We start from the raw sequence: 16,323 nt of genomic DNA, 5'->3' as shown, positions 1-16,323 counted from the left end.
CATCGGTTTGGATGACAGACAGCAAAGCGCCGGCAGCGCAGCATGGCGGTCTCTTCGTCGGAGGTCTTTGCCATGTCCAATTTCAAACCCGTTCCCCTCGCCCTGGCCCTGCTGTGCCTCGGTGCCATGGGCTCGTCCACGCAAGCCCAGCCTGCCGCCCCGGACCTCGCCACGCTGACCGCGAGCGACGCAGTGCGGCAGCTCTGCGAGGGCACGGTGAGCAGCGAGCAGCTGGTGTCGGCCTACATCGCGCAGGCCAATGCAAGAAAGAACCTCAATGCCTTCGTCATGCTCGACGAAGCCGGGGCGCTGAAAGCCGCGCGCGCCGCCGATGCAGAGCGCAAGCGCGGCGGCACCTGCAAGCCGCTGGCCGGCCTGCCGGTGGTCATCAAGGACAACATCCAGGTGCGGGGCCTGCCCGCCACGGCCGGTTCACCTGCACTCAAGGGCTTCGTGCCCGCAACGGACGCCCCCGTGGTCGCCAGGCTTCGGGCGGCGGGCGCGGTCATCCTCGGCAAGACGAACATGCACGAGCTGGCCTTCGGGGTCAGTGGCTACAACCCCGCGTTCCAGAGCGGCCCCGATGTGGGTGTGCGCAACGCCTACGACCCGAGCCGCATTGCGGGCGGCTCGTCGTCGGGCAATGGCGCGGCGCTCGGCGCGCGCATGGCGCCGGCCGCGCTGGGCACCGACACGGGCGGCTCGGTGCGCATTCCGTGCGCGTTCAATGGCTGCGCATCGCTGCGTCCGACCATGGGGCGCTATTCGCAGCAGGGCATCGCGCCGATCTCGCACACGCGCGACACGGCCGGACCGATGGCGCAGTCGATGGCCGACGTCGCGCTGCTCGACCGAGCGATCGCGGGCGGCACGCCGCTCAGGCCCGCCGACCTGAAGCGGGTGCGGCTCGGCGTGGTGCCGGCCTTCTACGCGAACCTCGATGCGGACACGCGCGCCACCACCGATGCCGCGCTGGCCAGGCTGCGCGCGGCCGGCGTCACGCTGGTGGACGTGGAGATGCCCGGGCTCATGGAACTCAACGGTGCCATCGGCTTTCCGCTTGCACTCTACGAGGCGCACGACGACATGGTGGCCTACCTTGCGAAGTACCGCACCGGCATCGATATCGCGCAGTTGACGGCCGGCATCGCAAGCCCCGACGTCAAGGGCACCTTCGAAGCCTTCGTGATCCCGCGCAAGCTGCCCGCGCCGAACGGCGCGGTCGATGCCAGGCCGGCCTACGACAACGCCATGCGCGTGGCACGGCCGGCACTGCAGAAGCTTTATCGCGATACCTTCTCGAAGAACAGGCTCGATGCGCTCGTGTTCCCCACGGTGCCTCGCTTGGCCCTGTCGGCAGGGCCCGAGGCCAGCAGCCCCGAGAACTTCGGCGCGCTGATCCAGAACACCGACCCCGGCAGCAACGCTGGTATTCCGGGAGTGCAGTTGCCCTCGGGCCTGGGCGCGACCAGCGGCCTGCCGGTGGGGCTGGAACTCGACGGGCCGGCCGGCAGCGACCGCAAGCTGCTCGCCGTAGGGCTCGCGGTGGAAGACGTGCTGGGCCGCCTGCCTGCGCCCAAGGCGAAATAGCGAATCAGCGCTTCGCCAGGCCGGCCAGCGCCGACCGGCGTTCGATGCCGAGCTTGTCGAAGATGCGCCGCAGGTAGGTGCGCACTGTCGGCACGCTCACGGCCATGCGGCGCGCGATCTCCTTGTCGGTGAGGCCTTGGCACACGGCCCGTGCAACCTCCTGTTCGCGCGCGCTCAATTCGCGCCAGCCGGTTTCGGCGGGCATCGGCGTGGCAGCCGCCGTGCGCTGCGCGCGCCGCAGCGCACCGATGAACGCCGGCTCGATCAGGTCGAGCAGCGCCTTCTCATGGTCACCAAAATCGCCGCGTCCCTTGCGCCGCCAGATGCGCAGATCGCCCAGCGCACGGTTGCCTTCGAAGGCATGCAGGTTCATGCCCCAGTGCAGTCCGTCGCGCGAGAGAAAGTCGGTGAAGAACTCGGTCTGCATCAGTTCGCGCTGCGGCATCACGTCGGTCACCCGCGTGGCGCGGCGGTGCGACTGCAGCACGAAGGTGATGGGGTCATGGTGCTGGTGCCATTCGCCGTAGCGGTCGAGATTGGCGGGGTCCATGTTCAGCGCAACGCGACCCTCGAAGCGGCCGGTTTCGGCATGCCACACGAAGGAGGCGAACTGGTCCGCATGCAGCAGGTCGAGCAGCGCCCAGCCCAGGCGCTCGCGGATGTCGCTTTCGCCGCGGTCTTGCGCGAGCAGCGTGAAAACGCCGCGCAGCGCCTGCTGTTCGGAGCCTGTCAGGTACATCGCCGCCTCGTTCTGTGGGTATGCCGAAGAAGGCTAGCGTTTAGCAAGCACTGCGCCAAGGGAGTATCTCCGGAGGCGGCCGCAGGGCTTGCCCCATCGGAGGGAAGGCTTCGAGGTGTTCCAATAGGGGCTTCATGAGTGCCACCGATCCCACCACCGGACCTTGCCCCTGCGGCCGCACGGACCGCCGAGACAAGCCCATTGGCTACGCCCTGTGCTGTGGCCGCTACCTCGACGATTTCGAGGGCACACCCGCGCCCGACGCCGAATCGCTGATGCGTTCCCGCTATACCGCCTTCGTGCTGGAGCGCGGCCCCTACCTGCTCGCCACCTGGCACCCGTCGAAGCGGCCGGACTCGATCGAGTTCGAGCCCGGCGTGAAATGGCTCGGGCTCGACATCCGCTCGCGATCGGTGCTCGACGCCGACCATGCCGAGGTCGAATTCGTCGCCCGCCAGCGCAGCAGTACCGGCGCGGCAACGCGCCTGCACGAGCGCAGCCGCTTCGTGCGCGAGGGAGACCGCTGGTTCTACCTCGAGGGCGACCTGCAGACCCCCGGTTGACGCACCGGGCCCCGGCCCGCACAATAGGCCCCGCTCCGGGGTGCACGCATGTGGCGTGCTGAGATGGCAAAGTGCCGACCCGCGAACTTGATCCGGGTCATACCGGCGTAAGAAGAGCTGCACTCCCTGACTCCGGTCCCGCCACCCACCCACCGTGGCGGCCCAAAGTCCTCAGAGCGATTGCGGAGCACCCTTTCCCTCAACAAGGAGTGCCCCGCATGAATGCCCCCGACAAGTTCACCTCCCTGCTTTCGCTCACGCGCGAGCCCTTTCCCGCTTCGCACAAGTGCCTGATTCCGGGCAGCCGGCCCGACCTGAACGTGCCGGTGCGCGACGTGCTGCTGACCAATGGCGAGACCGTGTCGCTCTACGACACCTCGGGCCCCTACACCGATGCCAAGGTCGAGATCGACGTGCGCCGCGGCCTGCCCGACGTGCGCGGCGCTTGGGTCCTGGAGCGCAACGACACCGAAAGCTACGAGGGCCGCTCGCACCATGCGCTGGACGACGGCGCCAAGAACGAAGACCGCGACGCCCAGCGCCTGGCCGAATTGCGCGCCGGCGCCTCGGCCCTGCAGCGCACGCCGCGCCGCGCCAAGTCGGGCGCCAACGTCACGCAGATGCACTACGCGCGCCGCGGCATCGTCACGCCCGAGATGGAATACGTGGCGCTGCGCGAGAACGGCAAGCGCGAATGGATGGCCCAGTACATGGCCAACGAGGAGCGCGCGAAGCGCGTGGCCGGCAACCCGATGGGCGCGAGCATTCCGCGCATCATCACGCCCGAGTTCGTGCGCGACGAAGTGGCGCGCGGCCGCGCCATCATTCCGGCCAACATCAACCACCCCGAAGTCGAGCCGATGGCCATCGGCCGCAACTTCAAGGTGAAGATCAACGCCAACATCGGCAATTCGGCCGTCACCTCGAGCATCGAGGAAGAGGTTGAAAAGCTGGTGTGGGCGATCCGCTGGGGCGCCGACAACGTGATGGACCTGTCGACCGGCAAGAACATCCACACCACGCGCGATTGGATCGTGCGCAACTCGCCGGTGCCCATCGGCACCGTGCCGATCTACCAGGCGCTCGAGAAGGTGGGCGGCGTGGCCGAGGACCTTACCTGGGAGATCTATCGCGACACGCTGATCGAGCAGGCCGAGCAAGGCGTGGACTACTTCACCATCCACGCGGGCCTGCGGCTGCCGTTCATCCACCTGACGGCCGACCGCATGACGGGCATCGTCTCGCGCGGCGGTTCGATCATGGCCAAGTGGTGCATCGCGCATCACAAGGAGAGCTTCCTGTACGAGCACTTCGAGGACATCTGCGACATCATGAAGGCCTACGACGTGAGCTTCTCGCTCGGCGACGGCCTGCGGCCCGGCTCCGGCGCCGACGCCAACGACGAAGCCCAGTTTGCCGAGCTGCGCACGCTTGGCGAGCTGACGCAGATCGCGTGGAAGCACGACGTGCAGACCATGATCGAAGGGCCGGGTCACGTGCCGATGCACATGATCCAGTCGAACATGGACGAGCAGCTCAAGCACTGCCACGAAGCGCCGTTCTACACGCTCGGGCCGCTGACCATCGACATCGCGCCGGGCTACGACCACATCGCGAGCGCCATTGGCGCGGCGATGATCGGCTGGGCCGGCACCGCGATGCTCTGCTACGTGACGCCCAAGGAACACCTGGGCCTGCCCGACCGCGACGACGTGAAGCAGGGGATCATTGCCTACAAGATCGCCGCGCACGCGGCGGACGTGGCCAAGGGACACCCAGGGGCCCGCTCCCGCGACGACGCGCTGAGCAAGGCGCGCTTCGAGTTCCGCTGGCAGGACCAGTTCAACCTCGGACTCGACCCCGACACCGCGCGCGAATTCCATGACGAGACCTTGCCGAAGGATTCGAGCAAGGTGGCGCACTTCTGCTCGATGTGCGGCCCGAAGTTCTGCTCCATGAAGATCACGCAGGAGGTGCGGGAGTACGCGGCGAAGAAGGGCGTGGCGGAGGCCGAAGCCATGGCGGCCGGCATGGCCGAGAAGTCGCAGGAGTTCGCGGCGGCTGGTGGGGAGATGTACATCCCGATTCGGGCGGTGTCCTGAGTTTTTTCCCGGGGCCGGCTCTCGCCCCGGCCTCAGACCTCAAAAAACCAGCAGAAAGCAAGACCCTCAAGACCACCGAGGCGCAGCCTCGTCCTTGAGCTGCTGCCGGAGCAGGTCATAGTCCGGCACCACACTCTCCACCGTCTCCCAGAACCGGTGCGAGTGGTCCATCACCCGCAGATGCGCGAGCTCGTGCGCAACCACGTAGTCGATCACCGGCAGGCGAAAGTGGATCAAGCGCCAGTTCAACCGGATAGATCCATCAACGCTCGCACTGCCCCACCGCGTAGCCGCATTCGACAGCGAAAGCTTCTGCCAGCGCACGCCGAGCCGCGGCGCGAAGTGATCGAGCCGTTCGATGAAAAGCCGCCGCGCCTGGCGCATGAGCCAGGCCTGGGCCGCGTCGCGAATCTGCGAAGCTTCGGCGTTCTGCGCCACGGCCAGCCGCAGGATGCGCGGACCACTGCCGTCGTCGCTCGCGTCCAGCGTGCCGCCGACGCTTGCGAAGCCGTGCTTCGGATCGAGGCGGATCACGACCGTTTCGCCCATGAACGGAAATTGCGCGCCGTCTTTCCACTCGATGCGCGTGGCCTCGACGCGCGCGTGGCGCTGCCGCGTTTCCAGCAGCTTGCGCAGGATCCAGTCGGATTTCTCCTTGATGGCGGCATCCACATCGCGCAGTGTGACCCAGCGCGGCGCGCGCACCGACAGGCCTTCGGCACCCACCAGGAATCCGATGGTCTTGCGCTTGCCGCGCTTGAACTCGTAGGCCACACGCGCCGAGCCCAGCACCGTTTCACGCGTGGCCTGCGGGTGCACGAAGCTCGCGAGCGCCAGCGTGTCGCGCAGCGGAATGGCGGGCAGCGCGGGGCCGGTGTGGTCGGCCTTGTCCTGTTGCAGTCCCTCGAGCGCCGAAGGCGGCGCCACGGGCGGTGCGGCCTTCTTCTTGACCTTTCGGGTCCGCGGCGCGGGCGGCTTGGCCGGCGCAAACTCGTTGCCCAGTCCTTCGAACAGGTCCATCGTGAACTGAAGCAGTCCCCGCATCTCGGGCTCTTTTCTTTCTTCTTCTTCAGCGCACTTCTTGCGGCACCTGCAGCGGCGGGCTGTCGCGGTAGGCCTCGGGGTCGAGCCGGCGCATCTCGGATTCGATCCAGGCCTCGACTTCGCGCATCAGCTCGTCGGGCTTGCGGCCGACGCTGGGAATGGCCGGGCCGATCGACACGTCGACCACGCCGGGGCGCTTGATGAAAGCCTTGCGCGGCCAGACCTTGGCCGAGGTGACGGCAATGGGAATCACCGGCACGCCGGTTTCGCACGCGAGCCGCGTGCCGCCGCTCTTGTAGGTGCCCTTCTGGCCGCGCGGAATGCGGGTGCCTTCGGGAAACATGATGATCCAGATGCCCTGAGCAAGCAGCTTTCGGCCCTGGTTCACGACCTTGTTGAAGGCCTGCGCGCGCTGGCTGCGGTCGATGTGGATCATGTCGAGCCGGGCCATGGCCCAGCCGAAGAAGGGCACGTAGATCAGCTCCTTCTTGAACACGAAAGCCAGCGGATGCGGCATCAGCGTAGGCATCAGGAAAGTCTCGAAGGTCGACTGGTGCTTGACCAGCAGGACCGCGCCGGCGAGCTTGTCGACGGGCAGGTTTTCCATGCCGGTGACGCGGGTGCGGATGCCCAGCAGCACACGCGCGCCGCCGATGGCCCAGCTGAGCCATTGCACCGCCATCCAGTAGAGCGGAATGCCGCGCTTCCAGAGCGAGCTGATGCACATGATGATGCCCCAGGGCACCACGGTGACGAGCATCCACAGGGCATGGACCACGGAACGGATAAACGCCATCAGACAGCCACCTGCAGTGCGGCCTGCGCTTCGCGCGCAAGCAGAAAATCGACAAAGGCGGCCAGGCTCTCGTGAACCATGGTGTTCGCCGGGTATTCGGGGGGCAGCGGATCGACGCCGCGGCAGGACGCCCCCATGCCGGTGAGCAGCAGGTGCGGCTCGCAGCCGGCCGCCGCGCCGGCCTGCAGGTCGCGCAGGCTGTCGCCCGCGGTGGGTACGTCTTTGAGGTCGATGCCGTAGCGGTCGCCGATCTGGCGGAACAGGCCCGGCGCGGGCTTGCGGCAATCGCAGCCTTCGTCGGGGCTGTGCGGGCAATAGAAGACCGCATCGACCCGCCCGCCCACGGCCGCGAGCATCTTGTGCATCTTGGCGTGCATGGCGTTGAGCGACGCCATGTCGAACAGGCCGCGTCCCAGGCCCGACTGGTTGGACGCGACCACCACGTGCCAGCCGGCATGGTTGAGCTTGGCCACGGCCTCGAGCGCGCCGGGCAGCGGCGTCCACTCGATGTCGCTCTTGACGAAATCTTCACGGTGCACGTTGATCGTGCCGTTGCGGTCGAGGATGACGAGTTTCATGGCGCTGGCAAGAAGCCCCTGTCTTTACGGTCAGGCCGCCAGCCGCTCGAGCTGCGCCACGCGGTTCATCGCCACGTGCAGCGACATCAAGAGGCCCAGCCGGTTGAGGCGCAGGTCGGCCTGTTCGGCATTGACCATCACGCCGTCGAAGAAGGCATCGACCGGCTCTCGCAGCGCGGCCAGTGTCTGCAGAGAAGCGGTGTAGTCGCCGGCGTCGAACTGTGCATTGGCGGCGGGCACGACCTCGGCCATGGCCGCGTGCAGCGCCTTCTCGGCGGGCTCGTGCAGCAGCAGTTCGCTGACGTGCGCGTCGGCTTCGGGCGCCTTCTTGAGGATGTTGCCGATGCGCTTGTTGGCGGCGGCCAGCGCGGCCGCGGCGGGCAGCGCGGCAAAGGCGCGCACGGCGGCCAGCAGCTTGGGCACTTCGCCCAGGCGCTGCGGTCGCGGCGCGAGCACGGCGTCGACCTCTTGCGCGCTGGCGCCCTGCTCGCGCAGGCTGCCGGCCAGTCGGTCGAGAATGAAGTCCTGCAGCAGGGCCGTGGCCTTGCCGGCGTCGAAGCCGTCGATGTCCTTGAACTGCGCGGCGGCGTCCTGCAGCAGTGCGTCGAGCCCCAGTGGCAGGTCTTTCTCGATCAGCATGCGGATCACGCCCAGCGCATGCCGGCGCAGCGCGAACGGGTCGCGGTCGCCGGTCGGCAGGTTGCCGATGCCGAACATGCCGACGAGCGTCTCGAGCTTGTCGGCCAGCGCGACCACGATGCCGACCGTGTGGCGCGGCAACTCGTCGCCTGCGAAACGCGGCTTGTAGTGGTCCTCGATCGCGTCGGCCACTTCGGCGGACAAGCCGTCGTGCAGCGCGTAATAGCGGCCCATGGTGCCCTGCAGTTCCGGGAACTCGCCGACCATGTCGGTCACCAGATCGGCCTTGGCCAGCTGCGCCGCCTGCACGGCATGCGCAGTGAGCGTGGCGTTACCCAGCGGCGCCGCGATGCCGCGCGCGATGCGCATCACGCGCTCGACGCGCTCGCCCTGGGTGCCGAGCTTGTTGTGATAGACCACCTTGCCCAGCGATTCGACACGCGAGGCCAGCGACTTCTTGCGGTCCTGGTCGAAGAAGAACTTGGCGTCGGCCAGGCGCGGGCGCACCACGCGCTCGTTGCCGCCGACCACCGCGCTCGCGTCCTCGGGGCTGATGTTGCTGACGACCAGGAACTTGTTGGTGAGCTTGTTCGATGCGTCGAGCAGCGGAAAGTACTTCTGGTTGGCCTTCATCGTGAGGATGAGGCACTCCTGCGGTACTTCGAGAAACTCGCGCTCGAAGCTGCATATCAGCACGTTGGGCCGCTCGACCAGCGCCGTCACTTCGTCGAGCAGCGCGTCGTCCTGGATCGGCGCGGCGGCGCCGCCGGCCCGCACGGCCGCGGCAGCGAGCTGGCGCGCGATCTCGGTGCGGCGGGCCTCGAAGCTCGCGATGACTGCGCCCTCGTCCTGCATCTGCAGCGCATAGCTGTTGGCGTCGCGCAGCACCACGGGGTCAACGGCCGCTTCGAAGCGGTGGCCATGGGTTTCGCGGCCTGCACGAAGGCCGAGCGCCTCGACCGGCACCACGGTGTCGCCATGCAGCGCCACCAGGCCATGCGCGGGGCGCACGAAGCTCACGCTGCTCCAGCCCGGCAGCTCGCAGCCGGTTTCGAGCTGGTAGCTCATCACCTTGGGAATCGGCAGCTTGGCGATCGCTTCGGCCAGCGCCTTTTGAAGGCCTTCGGCCAGCGTGGCGCCCTTGGCGGTGCTTTCGTGGAACAGGGCTTCGGCCTTGCCGTCCACCGCGCGCTTGAGGCCTGGCACGGCCGAGGCGTCTGCGCCCAGTGCGGCCAGGCGCTTGAGCAGTGCGGGCGTGGGCTGGCCCGAAGCATCGAGCCCCACGGCCACAGGCATGAGCTTTTGCGACACGGCCTTGTCGGCGGCACGCTCGGCCACGTGCGTGAGATGCGCGGCCAGGCGGCGCGGCGATGCATAGGCGGTCAGCACGGAGGCGGGCTCGGCGAGCCCCTGCGCCACGAGCTGGTCGCGCAGGCCATTGGCGAAGGCATCGCCGAGTTTCTTGAGGGCCTTGGGCGGCAGCTCTTCCACGAAGAGTTCGACCAACAGGTTCTTTTGCACGCTCGTCATCGCTCAGGCCGCCTTCTTCGTGATTTGTGCAACCCACTCGCGAGGCGCCATCGGGAAACCGAGCCGCTCGCGGCTCTCGTAGTAGCTTTGCGCCACGCTGCGCGCGAGGTTGCGGATACGGCCGATGTAGGCCGCGCGCTCGGTCACGCTGATGGCGCCGCGCGCGTCGAGCAGGTTGAAGCTGTGCGCGGCCTTGAGCACCTGCTCGTAGGCCGGCAGCGCGAGCTGCTCGGTCATGAGGTGCTTGGCCTGCTTCTCGTGCGCGGCAAAGGCGGTGAACAGGAACTCGGCGTCGCTGTGCTCGAAGTTGTAGGTCGACTGCTCGACCTCGTTCTGCTTGTAGACGTCGCCATAGCTCAGGCCTTCGGTCCACGTGAGGTTGTAGACGTTGTCCACGCCCTGCAGGTACATCGCGAGGCGCTCGAGGCCGTAGGTGATCTCGCCGGTGATGGGCTTGCAGTCGATGCCGCCGACCTGCTGGAAATAGGTGAACTGCGTCACCTCCATGCCGTTGAGCCAGACTTCCCAGCCCAGGCCCCAGGCGCCAAGCGTCGGATTTTCCCAGTCGTCCTCGACGAAGCGGATGTCGTTCTTCTTCAGGTCGAAGCCCAGCGCCTCCAGGCTGCCGAGGTAAAGCTCCAGGATGTTGCTAGGCGCCGGCTTGAGCACCACCTGGTACTGGTAGTAGTGCTGCAGGCGGTTGGGGTTCTCGCCATAGCGGCCGTCCTTGGGGCGGCGGCTGGGCTGTACGTAGGCGGCCTTCCACGGTTCGGGGCCGAGCGCGCGCAGGAAGGTGGCGGTGTGCGAGGTGCCCGCGCCCACTTCCATGTCGTACGGTTGCAGCAGCGCACAGCCCTTGTCGGCCCAGTACGACTGCAGTTTGAGAATGATTTGCTGGAAGGTCAACATGAAGCTGGCCGGCGTGACCGGGCGTTGGACGGTAGCGCGGTGATTCACCGCGAAAGCAGACGATTTTACGGTCGGAGGGCAACTCTCCCACAGCCAGCCGGGATGCCGGCCGCCGGCGCGGCGCCGCGGGCCGTGCGATAACTCCGAGCCGGTTGCGCGCGATCTCTTCCCGATCGCCTCGCAATTGCCTTTTTCAAGTCTTTTCGAGCCTCTCCGAGCCCCTACTCCGGTCTTCCGCCCTCGTCCCGCAGTCTTGCACGAGCCCGCGGGACCCGCCTCTTTTCCGTTTCATCCAGACATGCCAGCGCCCTGCATCGGTCCGAGTTCCCCGTTATTCATCGTTCTCAATGCCGGCGCCGGCAGCGCGGATGCCGCCCAGACCCGCCGGATCGTCGAGGAGGGCTGCGCCGCGGCGGGCCGCCGGCACCGCCTCTTCGTTGTCGACGAACGCGCAACGGTGCAGGCGCTGGCGCGCGAGGCCGTCGAGCGCGCCCGCGCGGTGGGCGGGGTGGTGGTGGCCGCGGGCGGCGACGGCACCGTCAACGCGGTGGCGCAGGCCACGCTCGGCAGCGGCCTGGCCTTTGGCGTGCTGCCGCAGGGCACCTTCAACTACTTCAGCCGCACCCATGGCATTCCGCGCGACACGGCAGAGGCGCTGCAGGTGCTGCTGACCGGGCAGCCCCGGCCGGCGCAGGTGGGACTGGTCAACGACCGCATCTTTCTGGTGAATGCCAGCATGGGCCTGTATGCCGAGCTTCTGGAAGACCGCGAAAGCTACAAGGCGCGCTATGGCCGCAGCCGCTGGATCGCGTTCTTCGCCGGCCTCCTGACCGTGATGCGCGGCCACCGGCACTGGAACCTGCGCATGGCCTGGCGAGGCCAGGAGCGCGACCTGCGCACGCCGACGCTGTTCGTGGGCAACAACCCGTTGCAGTTGCTGCAGGTCGGCATCGAACACGCCGATGCGCCTGAAAACGGCCAGCTGGCTGCCGTGGCGCTGAAACCCATGGGAGTTCTTGCGATGCCGGGCCTCCTGGTGCGCGGCGCCCTGGGCCGGCTCGGCGGCGCCGACGAGGTATTGAGCTTTCCGTTCGAATCGATGACAGTGAAAGCCGGCCGCTCGCACGGCCCGCGCCGCGTGAAGGTGGCCGCCGACGGCGAGATCTCATGGGCCGAGATGCCGCTGCTGTTCCGCGTCTCGCCCGAGCCGCTGTGGCTGGTGCGGCCCGACACCGCGCCCGAACTGGAGGCCGCCAAGGAATGAGCTGCCTGCTTCAGATCTCCGACACGCATTTCGGCACCGAACGGCCCGAGGTGATGGAAGCGCTCGAGCGGCTTGCGCATGCCTTGTCGCCGCAGGTGGTGGTGCTTTCGGGCGACATCACTCAACGCGCCACGCGCGCCCAGTTCGCGGCGGCGCGCGCCTTCGTCGAAAGGCTGGCCGCGCCGGCCGTGATTGCCATTCCGGGCAACCACGACATTCCGCTTTTTCAGCTGGGTGCTCGGCTGTTCACGCCGTATGAAAGGTACGCCGGCGCCTTCGGCGCAGACCTGGAGCCGGTGTTCGAATCCGCCGAATGGCTGGTGGTTGCAGTCAACACCACGCGCTGGTACCGGCACGCGCACGGCGAGGTTTCACCCGCGCAGATCGAGCGGGTGGCGGCCCGGCTCGCGGCTGCTTCGCCCGAGCAGCTGCGCGTGGTGGTCACGCACCAGCCGGTGATGGTGACGCGGCAGGAAGACATGCCGAACCGGCTGCACGGGCGCGAAACCGCCGTGGCGCGATGGTGCGCGGCCGGCGCCGACCTGATCCTCGGCGGGCACATCCACCTGCCGTTCGTGCGTTCGCTGCACGACGCCTACGCCGGCTGCCCGCGCACGACGTGGGCCGTGCAGGCCGGCACGGCGGTGTCGTCGCGCATGCGTGCGGGGCACCCCAACTCGGTGAACGTGCTGCGGCTGGGCGAAGCGGACGACGGCCGCACCTGCCAGGCGGAGCGGTGGGATCACTCGGCCGTGGACAAGGCCTTCGTGTGCGCCAAAGTATTGCAGCTCCCGCTTGCCAGCGCCGCGGCACCTGCTTAGGGTGCGCGGCATGCCGACGGAAGCCCCTGCCCTCGTTCTTCTCGCCCGCCAGCTCGGCGAGCATTCCCTTGCATGGTTCGCATGCGTCCTCGCCCTTTCGGTGCTCGGCGCCGGCGTGGCCTGCCGGGCATGGCGGGAACGCCGCGCCCGGACATTGCCGACGGGGGAACCGGAAGAACCGCGGCTCGCGGCCGCGCTGGCGATGGGTTTCCTGGTGATCCTCGGGGCAGCGAGCCTGGTGGCGTACATCGCGTCGAAGCTCGGCGACGGACGCCTGCTCGGCCTGGCCGACCAGGCGCTGGCCGATGCAATCGGCGACCATGTGCCCTGGGCGGCCCTGGTGGTTTTCAGCTGGCTCACGCACCTGGGCGACGCCGAACTGCTGGCGCCGGTGTGCCTGGTCGTGGCCTTGCTGCTGTGGCGCAAGGCCCATCATGGCCTGGCGCTGGGCTGGGTGATGGCGCTCGGGGGCATCGTGCTGCTGAACCCCGCCCTCAAGCGCATCTTCGCGCGGGCGCGGCCGCTGCACGACCATGGGCTGGCACTGGAAACGAGCTTCAGCTTTCCGAGCGGCCACAGCGCGGGCGCCATCGTGAGCTACGGGATGCTGATGTACCTGGCGCTGCGCCTGTTGCCCACGCGCTGGCATGTGCCGGCGGCCATGGCGGCCGCGGCTGCCATCGTCACCATCGCGTGCAGCCGCGTCTTTTTGCAGGTGCATTTCGCAAGCGACGTGGCGGCCGGCCTGCTGACCGGCCTCGCCTGGCTGCTCGTATGCGTGAGCAGCCTCGAATACGCGCGGCACCGCAAGCGGCGGGCCGCGCGCTAGCGAAGATCAATACTCCCAGAAGATGCGCTGGAGTTCTTTCGTGTCGCTGGTCTTGGTGAGGGCGACCATCGCCAGGATGCGGGCCTTCTGCGGACGCAGGTCGTGCGCCACCACCCAGTCGTACTTGTCGTCGGGCTGCTCGGCGTTGCGGATCACGAAACCGTCGGCCACGCGCGAGCTGCGGATGATGATCGCGCCGTCGGTGCGCGCCTTCTGCAGGTTCGGCACGATGCGGTTGGCCACCGAGCCGTTGCCCGTGCCGCCATGGATGATGGCCTTGACGCCGCTCTTGGCGAACGCGTCGATGGCGATGGACGAAACGCCCTCGTAGCCCATGGCGATCTCGACCGGCGGCAGCGCGTTGATGGCGTCGATGTCGAATTCCGAAGCCATGGTGTGGCGCTTCACCGGCGCGCGGAACCAGTAGTTCTTGCCCTCGACCACCATGCCGAGCGGACCCCACTGGCTCGAGAAGGCGCTGGTCTTGACGTTGACGTTCTTGCTCACGTCCCGGCCGCTGTCGATGTTGTCGTTCATCGTCACGAGCACGCCCTTGCCCGCCGCATCCTTGCTGCCGGCGACGCTGACCGCGTCATAGAGGTTGAGCGCGCCGTCGGCCGAAAGGGCCGTGCCCGGGCGCATCGAGCCGACCACGACGATCGGCTTGCTGGTGTGCACGGTGAGGGTCAGGAAGTACGCGGTTTCTTCCAGCGTGTCGGTGCCGTGGGTGATGACGATGCCGTCCACGTCGGCTTGCTTGGACAGCGCGGAAACGCGCTTGGCGAGCGTCAGCAGGTTGTCGTTGGTGAGGCTCTCGGAAGCGACCTGGAACACCTGCTCGCCGCGCACGTTGGCGATCTTGGAGAGTTCAGGCAGGCCGGCGATCAGCTTGTCCACGCCGACCTTGGCGGCCGCGTAGGTGGCGCTGTTCACGGCCGAGGCGCCGGCGCCCGCAATGGTGCCGCCGGTGGCCAGGATCACCACATTGGGCAACGCCTGCTGGGCTTGCGCCAGGGCGCTGGCCGCGAACAGCGCGGCGCCGGCCGCGAAGGCCCTGAAACGGGGAGAAAGGTACATGAAGGAACTCCTTGTCTTGAACGAATTTCTGGAAGCGGCGAGAAGATACATGAACCGTGCCCGCGTGCCTCGCGCATGCCATGCCGGCATGGCATGCGGCCATGCGGATTACCATCGCCGGGCGCACCGCCGCAATTCCATGCCAATGAACGCCGATCCCGCCGCCCTTCCCCCGACGACCGCCCAGGAAATGCCCGCCCCCGACGGACCGCTGTCGCGCGCCCGCCCCGGGCGCGAGCGCATCATGGCGGCCATCCGCTCGGCGGCGGTCACGGAGTTCAGCCTGCATGGCCTGAAGGGCACCTCGACACAGGCCATTGCCGCGCGCGCCGGACTCACCAAGCCCCAGCTGCACTACTACATCGCCGGCAAGGAAGAGCTCTACGAAGAGCTGCTGATGCAGGTGCTGCATGCCTGGAAGGTGGTGTTCTCGTTCGAGGACGCCAGCGACCCGGCCACGGTGCTGGGCGACTACATCCGCAAGAAGCTTGACCACGCCTTCGACAACCCGGAGATCTCGCGCATCTTCACGCGCGAGGTGCTCGACGGCGGCCGCAACCTCGACCGCTACTGGCCCAATGCCAGGGCCTGGACGCAGAAGAAGGTCGACGTCATCAACGGCTGGATCGCACGCGGGCAGATGCGTCCGCTCGACGCGCGCCTGCTTCTGATGCACATCTGGGCCATGACCCAGAGCTACGCCGACTACGCGATACAGACGCGCGTGATGCTCGGCCTGCCGCCCGACGCGCCCATCGACCGCGAGCCGATCGCGCGCGAGCTGGTGGCGTTCGTGCTGGGCGGCTGCGGGATCAAGACCTAGGCCTTCCCTGCGCCCCGCCGAAGGCGCCGATCACGATGCCCCGACCTCCCAGGCGCGCCCCGTCGGGTCCGCCAGCGCGACCCGCATCATCTCGATGAAGCGGCGCAGGCGCGCCGGCTGGAAGCGCGCAGGCGGATAGACCAGGTAGACGGGCAGCGCCGCCACGTGCCATTGCGGCACGAGCTGCACCAGGCGGCCGGCAGCGATGTCGTCCTTCATGAGCCAGACCGAGCCCATGCAGGCGCCCAGGCCCATGCGGGCCGCGCTTTGCAGCGCATAGAGGCTGTCGGTGCTCATGCGCGGACGGATGGTCACGCGCGCGGTCTCGCCGCTCGGCCGGTGCGTGAGCAGCACCTCGTTGCGATAGAAGGTGCGCAGCGCAAGCCACGGCAACTCCGCCAACTCCGACGCATGCGCGAGCGGCGCCCGTCCGGCCAGCACCGAGGGTGCGGCGACCACCACGCGCGGCACTTCCGAGAGTTTGATCGCCACGGCCATGGTGTCGGTCATCTCGCCGACCTGGATCGCACAGTCGACGCCTTCGGCGATGAAGTCGGGCCGGCGGTCGTTCAGCAGCCATTCGACGGACACCCGCGGGTACGCGCGAAGGTAGTCGGCCAGCGGACCGACCAGCAGAAGCTGGCCCAGCGCATGCGGCACCACCACGCGCAGCATCCCTTCGGGCTCGTCGCCCACGCCGCGAATGTCGGCCTCGAAGGCGTGCCAGTCCGCGATCAGCTCCCGGGCCCGCTCGTAGCAGCGCTCGCCGTCCTCGGTGAGCTTCATCGCGTGCGTGGAGCGGCGCAGGAGCCGCACCCCCAGCGAGCGCTCCAGCACCTGCAACCGGCGGCTCACGGTGGGCTGCGTCGTACCCATCTGCTGGGCGGCAGCGGAGAGGCTGCCCGCCTCGACGATATGGACGAAGGTCTGCATCAGCTCGATGCGGTCGGCGGCGGCGGCGGCGGGAGGATTCGGCATCATCGGCATCTTTATACGCCCTACGTATAGACATTGTGCAA

At 68.0% G+C, this 16,323-nt stretch carries 15 protein-coding genes and 1 riboswitch; of the genes, 7 read left to right on the top strand and 8 right to left on the bottom strand.

The genetic code is table 11. From position 1 onward, the window contains the following. Positions 1-126: 126 nt before the first annotated feature. Positions 127-1,590: an indoleacetamide hydrolase gene (gene iaaH, locus ACAM55_RS02345; RefSeq protein WP_369656319.1), complete on the top strand. Its 1,464-nt coding sequence runs from the start codon at positions 127-129 to the stop codon at positions 1,588-1,590. A gap of 4 nt (positions 1,591-1,594) precedes the next feature. Here iaaH and ACAM55_RS02340 read toward each other — a convergent pair whose 3' ends face one another. Then, on the bottom strand, positions 1,595-2,329 hold the full coding sequence (locus ACAM55_RS02340; protein ID WP_369654490.1) for a response regulator transcription factor: 735 nt from the start codon (positions 2,327-2,329) through the stop codon (positions 1,595-1,597). A 134-nt stretch (positions 2,330-2,463) separates the two neighbouring features. Between ACAM55_RS02340 and ACAM55_RS02335 the strand changes: the two genes are divergently transcribed. Then, entirely contained in the window at positions 2,464-2,892 is a 429-nt protein-coding gene (locus ACAM55_RS02335) for a YchJ family protein (RefSeq protein WP_369654489.1), read from the top strand. 26 nt (positions 2,893-2,918) lie between these two features. Next, a riboswitch (TPP riboswitch) is annotated at positions 2,919-3,023 on the top strand. Positions 3,024-3,110: 87 nt separating this feature from the next. Then, positions 3,111-4,994, top strand: a complete 1,884-nt coding sequence (gene thiC, locus ACAM55_RS02330; protein WP_369654488.1) for a phosphomethylpyrimidine synthase ThiC — start codon at positions 3,111-3,113, stop codon at positions 4,992-4,994. Positions 4,995-5,060: 66 nt separating this feature from the next. Here thiC and ACAM55_RS02325 read toward each other — a convergent pair whose 3' ends face one another. From ACAM55_RS02325 to glyQ, 5 genes are read right to left on the bottom strand one after another with little or no spacing between them, the layout of a single operon-like run. After that, positions 5,061-6,014: a M48 family metallopeptidase gene (locus tag ACAM55_RS02325; RefSeq protein ID WP_369656318.1), complete on the bottom strand. Its 954-nt coding sequence runs from the start codon at positions 6,012-6,014 to the stop codon at positions 5,061-5,063. Between the two features lie 49 nt (positions 6,015-6,063). Further along, on the bottom strand, positions 6,064-6,834 hold the full coding sequence (locus tag ACAM55_RS02320; RefSeq protein ID WP_369654487.1) for a lysophospholipid acyltransferase family protein: 771 nt from the start codon (positions 6,832-6,834) through the stop codon (positions 6,064-6,066). Continuing rightward, positions 6,834-7,412 (bottom strand): D-glycero-beta-D-manno-heptose 1,7-bisphosphate 7-phosphatase, encoded by a 579-nt coding sequence (gmhB, locus tag ACAM55_RS02315; RefSeq protein WP_369654486.1) that lies wholly within the window; start codon positions 7,410-7,412, stop codon positions 6,834-6,836. Before gmhB ends, ACAM55_RS02320 begins: the two co-directional genes overlap by 1 nt. 30 nt (positions 7,413-7,442) lie before the next feature. Further along, positions 7,443-9,581: a glycine--tRNA ligase subunit beta gene (gene glyS / locus ACAM55_RS02310; RefSeq protein ID WP_369654485.1), complete on the bottom strand. Its 2,139-nt coding sequence runs from the start codon at positions 9,579-9,581 to the stop codon at positions 7,443-7,445. 3 nt (positions 9,582-9,584) lie between these two features. Then, on the bottom strand, positions 9,585-10,490 hold the full coding sequence (gene glyQ / locus ACAM55_RS02305) for a glycine--tRNA ligase subunit alpha (RefSeq protein WP_369654484.1): 906 nt from the start codon (positions 10,488-10,490) through the stop codon (positions 9,585-9,587). A gap of 298 nt (positions 10,491-10,788) precedes the next feature. On the opposite strand from glyQ, the gene ACAM55_RS02300 reads away from it, so the two are divergent. From ACAM55_RS02300 to ACAM55_RS02290, 3 genes are read left to right on the top strand one after another with little or no spacing between them, the layout of a single operon-like run. After that, positions 10,789-11,754 carry a diacylglycerol kinase family protein gene (locus ACAM55_RS02300; RefSeq protein ID WP_369654483.1) on the top strand — a complete coding sequence of 322 codons (966 nt, stop codon included), beginning with the start codon at positions 10,789-10,791 and terminating at the stop codon, positions 11,752-11,754. Continuing rightward, a complete protein-coding gene (locus ACAM55_RS02295) occupies positions 11,751-12,575 on the top strand; it encodes a metallophosphoesterase (RefSeq protein WP_369654482.1) in 825 nt (274 codons plus the stop codon). The genes ACAM55_RS02300 and ACAM55_RS02295 overlap by 4 nt, the downstream gene beginning before the upstream one ends. A gap of 10 nt (positions 12,576-12,585) precedes the next feature. Continuing rightward, entirely contained in the window at positions 12,586-13,404 is an 819-nt protein-coding gene (locus ACAM55_RS02290) for a phosphatase PAP2 family protein (RefSeq protein ID WP_369654481.1), read from the top strand. A 6-nt stretch (positions 13,405-13,410) separates the two neighbouring features. Here the strand turns inward: ACAM55_RS02290 and ACAM55_RS02285 are convergent, their stop codons facing one another. Then, positions 13,411-14,481, bottom strand: a complete 1,071-nt coding sequence (locus tag ACAM55_RS02285; protein ID WP_369654480.1) for an asparaginase — start codon at positions 14,479-14,481, stop codon at positions 13,411-13,413. 145 nt (positions 14,482-14,626) lie between these two features. Between ACAM55_RS02285 and ACAM55_RS02280 the strand changes: the two genes are divergently transcribed. Beyond that, entirely contained in the window at positions 14,627-15,304 is a 678-nt protein-coding gene (locus ACAM55_RS02280) for a TetR family transcriptional regulator C-terminal domain-containing protein (protein ID WP_369654479.1), read from the top strand. A gap of 30 nt (positions 15,305-15,334) precedes the next feature. Here ACAM55_RS02280 and ACAM55_RS02275 read toward each other — a convergent pair whose 3' ends face one another. Further along, positions 15,335-16,282, bottom strand: a complete 948-nt coding sequence (locus tag ACAM55_RS02275) for a LysR family transcriptional regulator (RefSeq protein WP_369654478.1) — start codon at positions 16,280-16,282, stop codon at positions 15,335-15,337. Positions 16,283-16,323 lie beyond the last annotated feature (41 nt).

Origin of the sequence: Variovorax sp. V213, from assembly GCF_041154455.1 — a bacterium.
Taxonomy (GTDB): Bacteria; Pseudomonadota; Gammaproteobacteria; order Burkholderiales; family Burkholderiaceae_C; genus Variovorax.
Note: the sequence above shows the minus strand (reverse complement) of the source record. Positions and strands in the feature narration are given on the sequence as shown.

Bases quoted from the DNA above. Each gene is read 5' to 3' on its own strand.
- iaaH (WP_369656319.1), top strand. From the start codon at position 127: ATGGGCTCGTCCACGCAAGCCCAGCCTGCCGCCCCGGACCTCGCCACG.
- ACAM55_RS02340 (WP_369654490.1), bottom strand. From the start codon at position 2,329: ATGTACCTGACAGGCTCCGAACAGCAGGCGCTGCGCGGCGTTTTCACG.
- ACAM55_RS02335 (WP_369654489.1), top strand. From the start codon at position 2,464: ATGAGTGCCACCGATCCCACCACCGGACCTTGCCCCTGCGGCCGCACG.
- thiC (WP_369654488.1), top strand. From the start codon at position 3,111: ATGAATGCCCCCGACAAGTTCACCTCCCTGCTTTCGCTCACGCGCGAG.
- ACAM55_RS02325 (WP_369656318.1), bottom strand. From the start codon at position 6,014: ATGGACCTGTTCGAAGGACTGGGCAACGAGTTTGCGCCGGCCAAGCCG.
- ACAM55_RS02320 (WP_369654487.1), bottom strand. From the start codon at position 6,834: ATGGCGTTTATCCGTTCCGTGGTCCATGCCCTGTGGATGCTCGTCACC.
- gmhB (WP_369654486.1), bottom strand. From the start codon at position 7,412: ATGAAACTCGTCATCCTCGACCGCAACGGCACGATCAACGTGCACCGT.
- glyS (WP_369654485.1), bottom strand. From the start codon at position 9,581: ATGACGAGCGTGCAAAAGAACCTGTTGGTCGAACTCTTCGTGGAAGAG.
- glyQ (WP_369654484.1), bottom strand. From the start codon at position 10,490: ATGTTGACCTTCCAGCAAATCATTCTCAAACTGCAGTCGTACTGGGCC.
- ACAM55_RS02300 (WP_369654483.1), top strand. From the start codon at position 10,789: ATGCCAGCGCCCTGCATCGGTCCGAGTTCCCCGTTATTCATCGTTCTC.
- ACAM55_RS02295 (WP_369654482.1), top strand. From the start codon at position 11,751: ATGAGCTGCCTGCTTCAGATCTCCGACACGCATTTCGGCACCGAACGG.
- ACAM55_RS02290 (WP_369654481.1), top strand. From the start codon at position 12,586: ATGCCGACGGAAGCCCCTGCCCTCGTTCTTCTCGCCCGCCAGCTCGGC.
- ACAM55_RS02285 (WP_369654480.1), bottom strand. From the start codon at position 14,481: ATGTACCTTTCTCCCCGTTTCAGGGCCTTCGCGGCCGGCGCCGCGCTG.
- ACAM55_RS02280 (WP_369654479.1), top strand. From the start codon at position 14,627: ATGAACGCCGATCCCGCCGCCCTTCCCCCGACGACCGCCCAGGAAATG.
- ACAM55_RS02275 (WP_369654478.1), bottom strand. From the start codon at position 16,282: ATGCCGAATCCTCCCGCCGCCGCCGCCGCCGACCGCATCGAGCTGATG.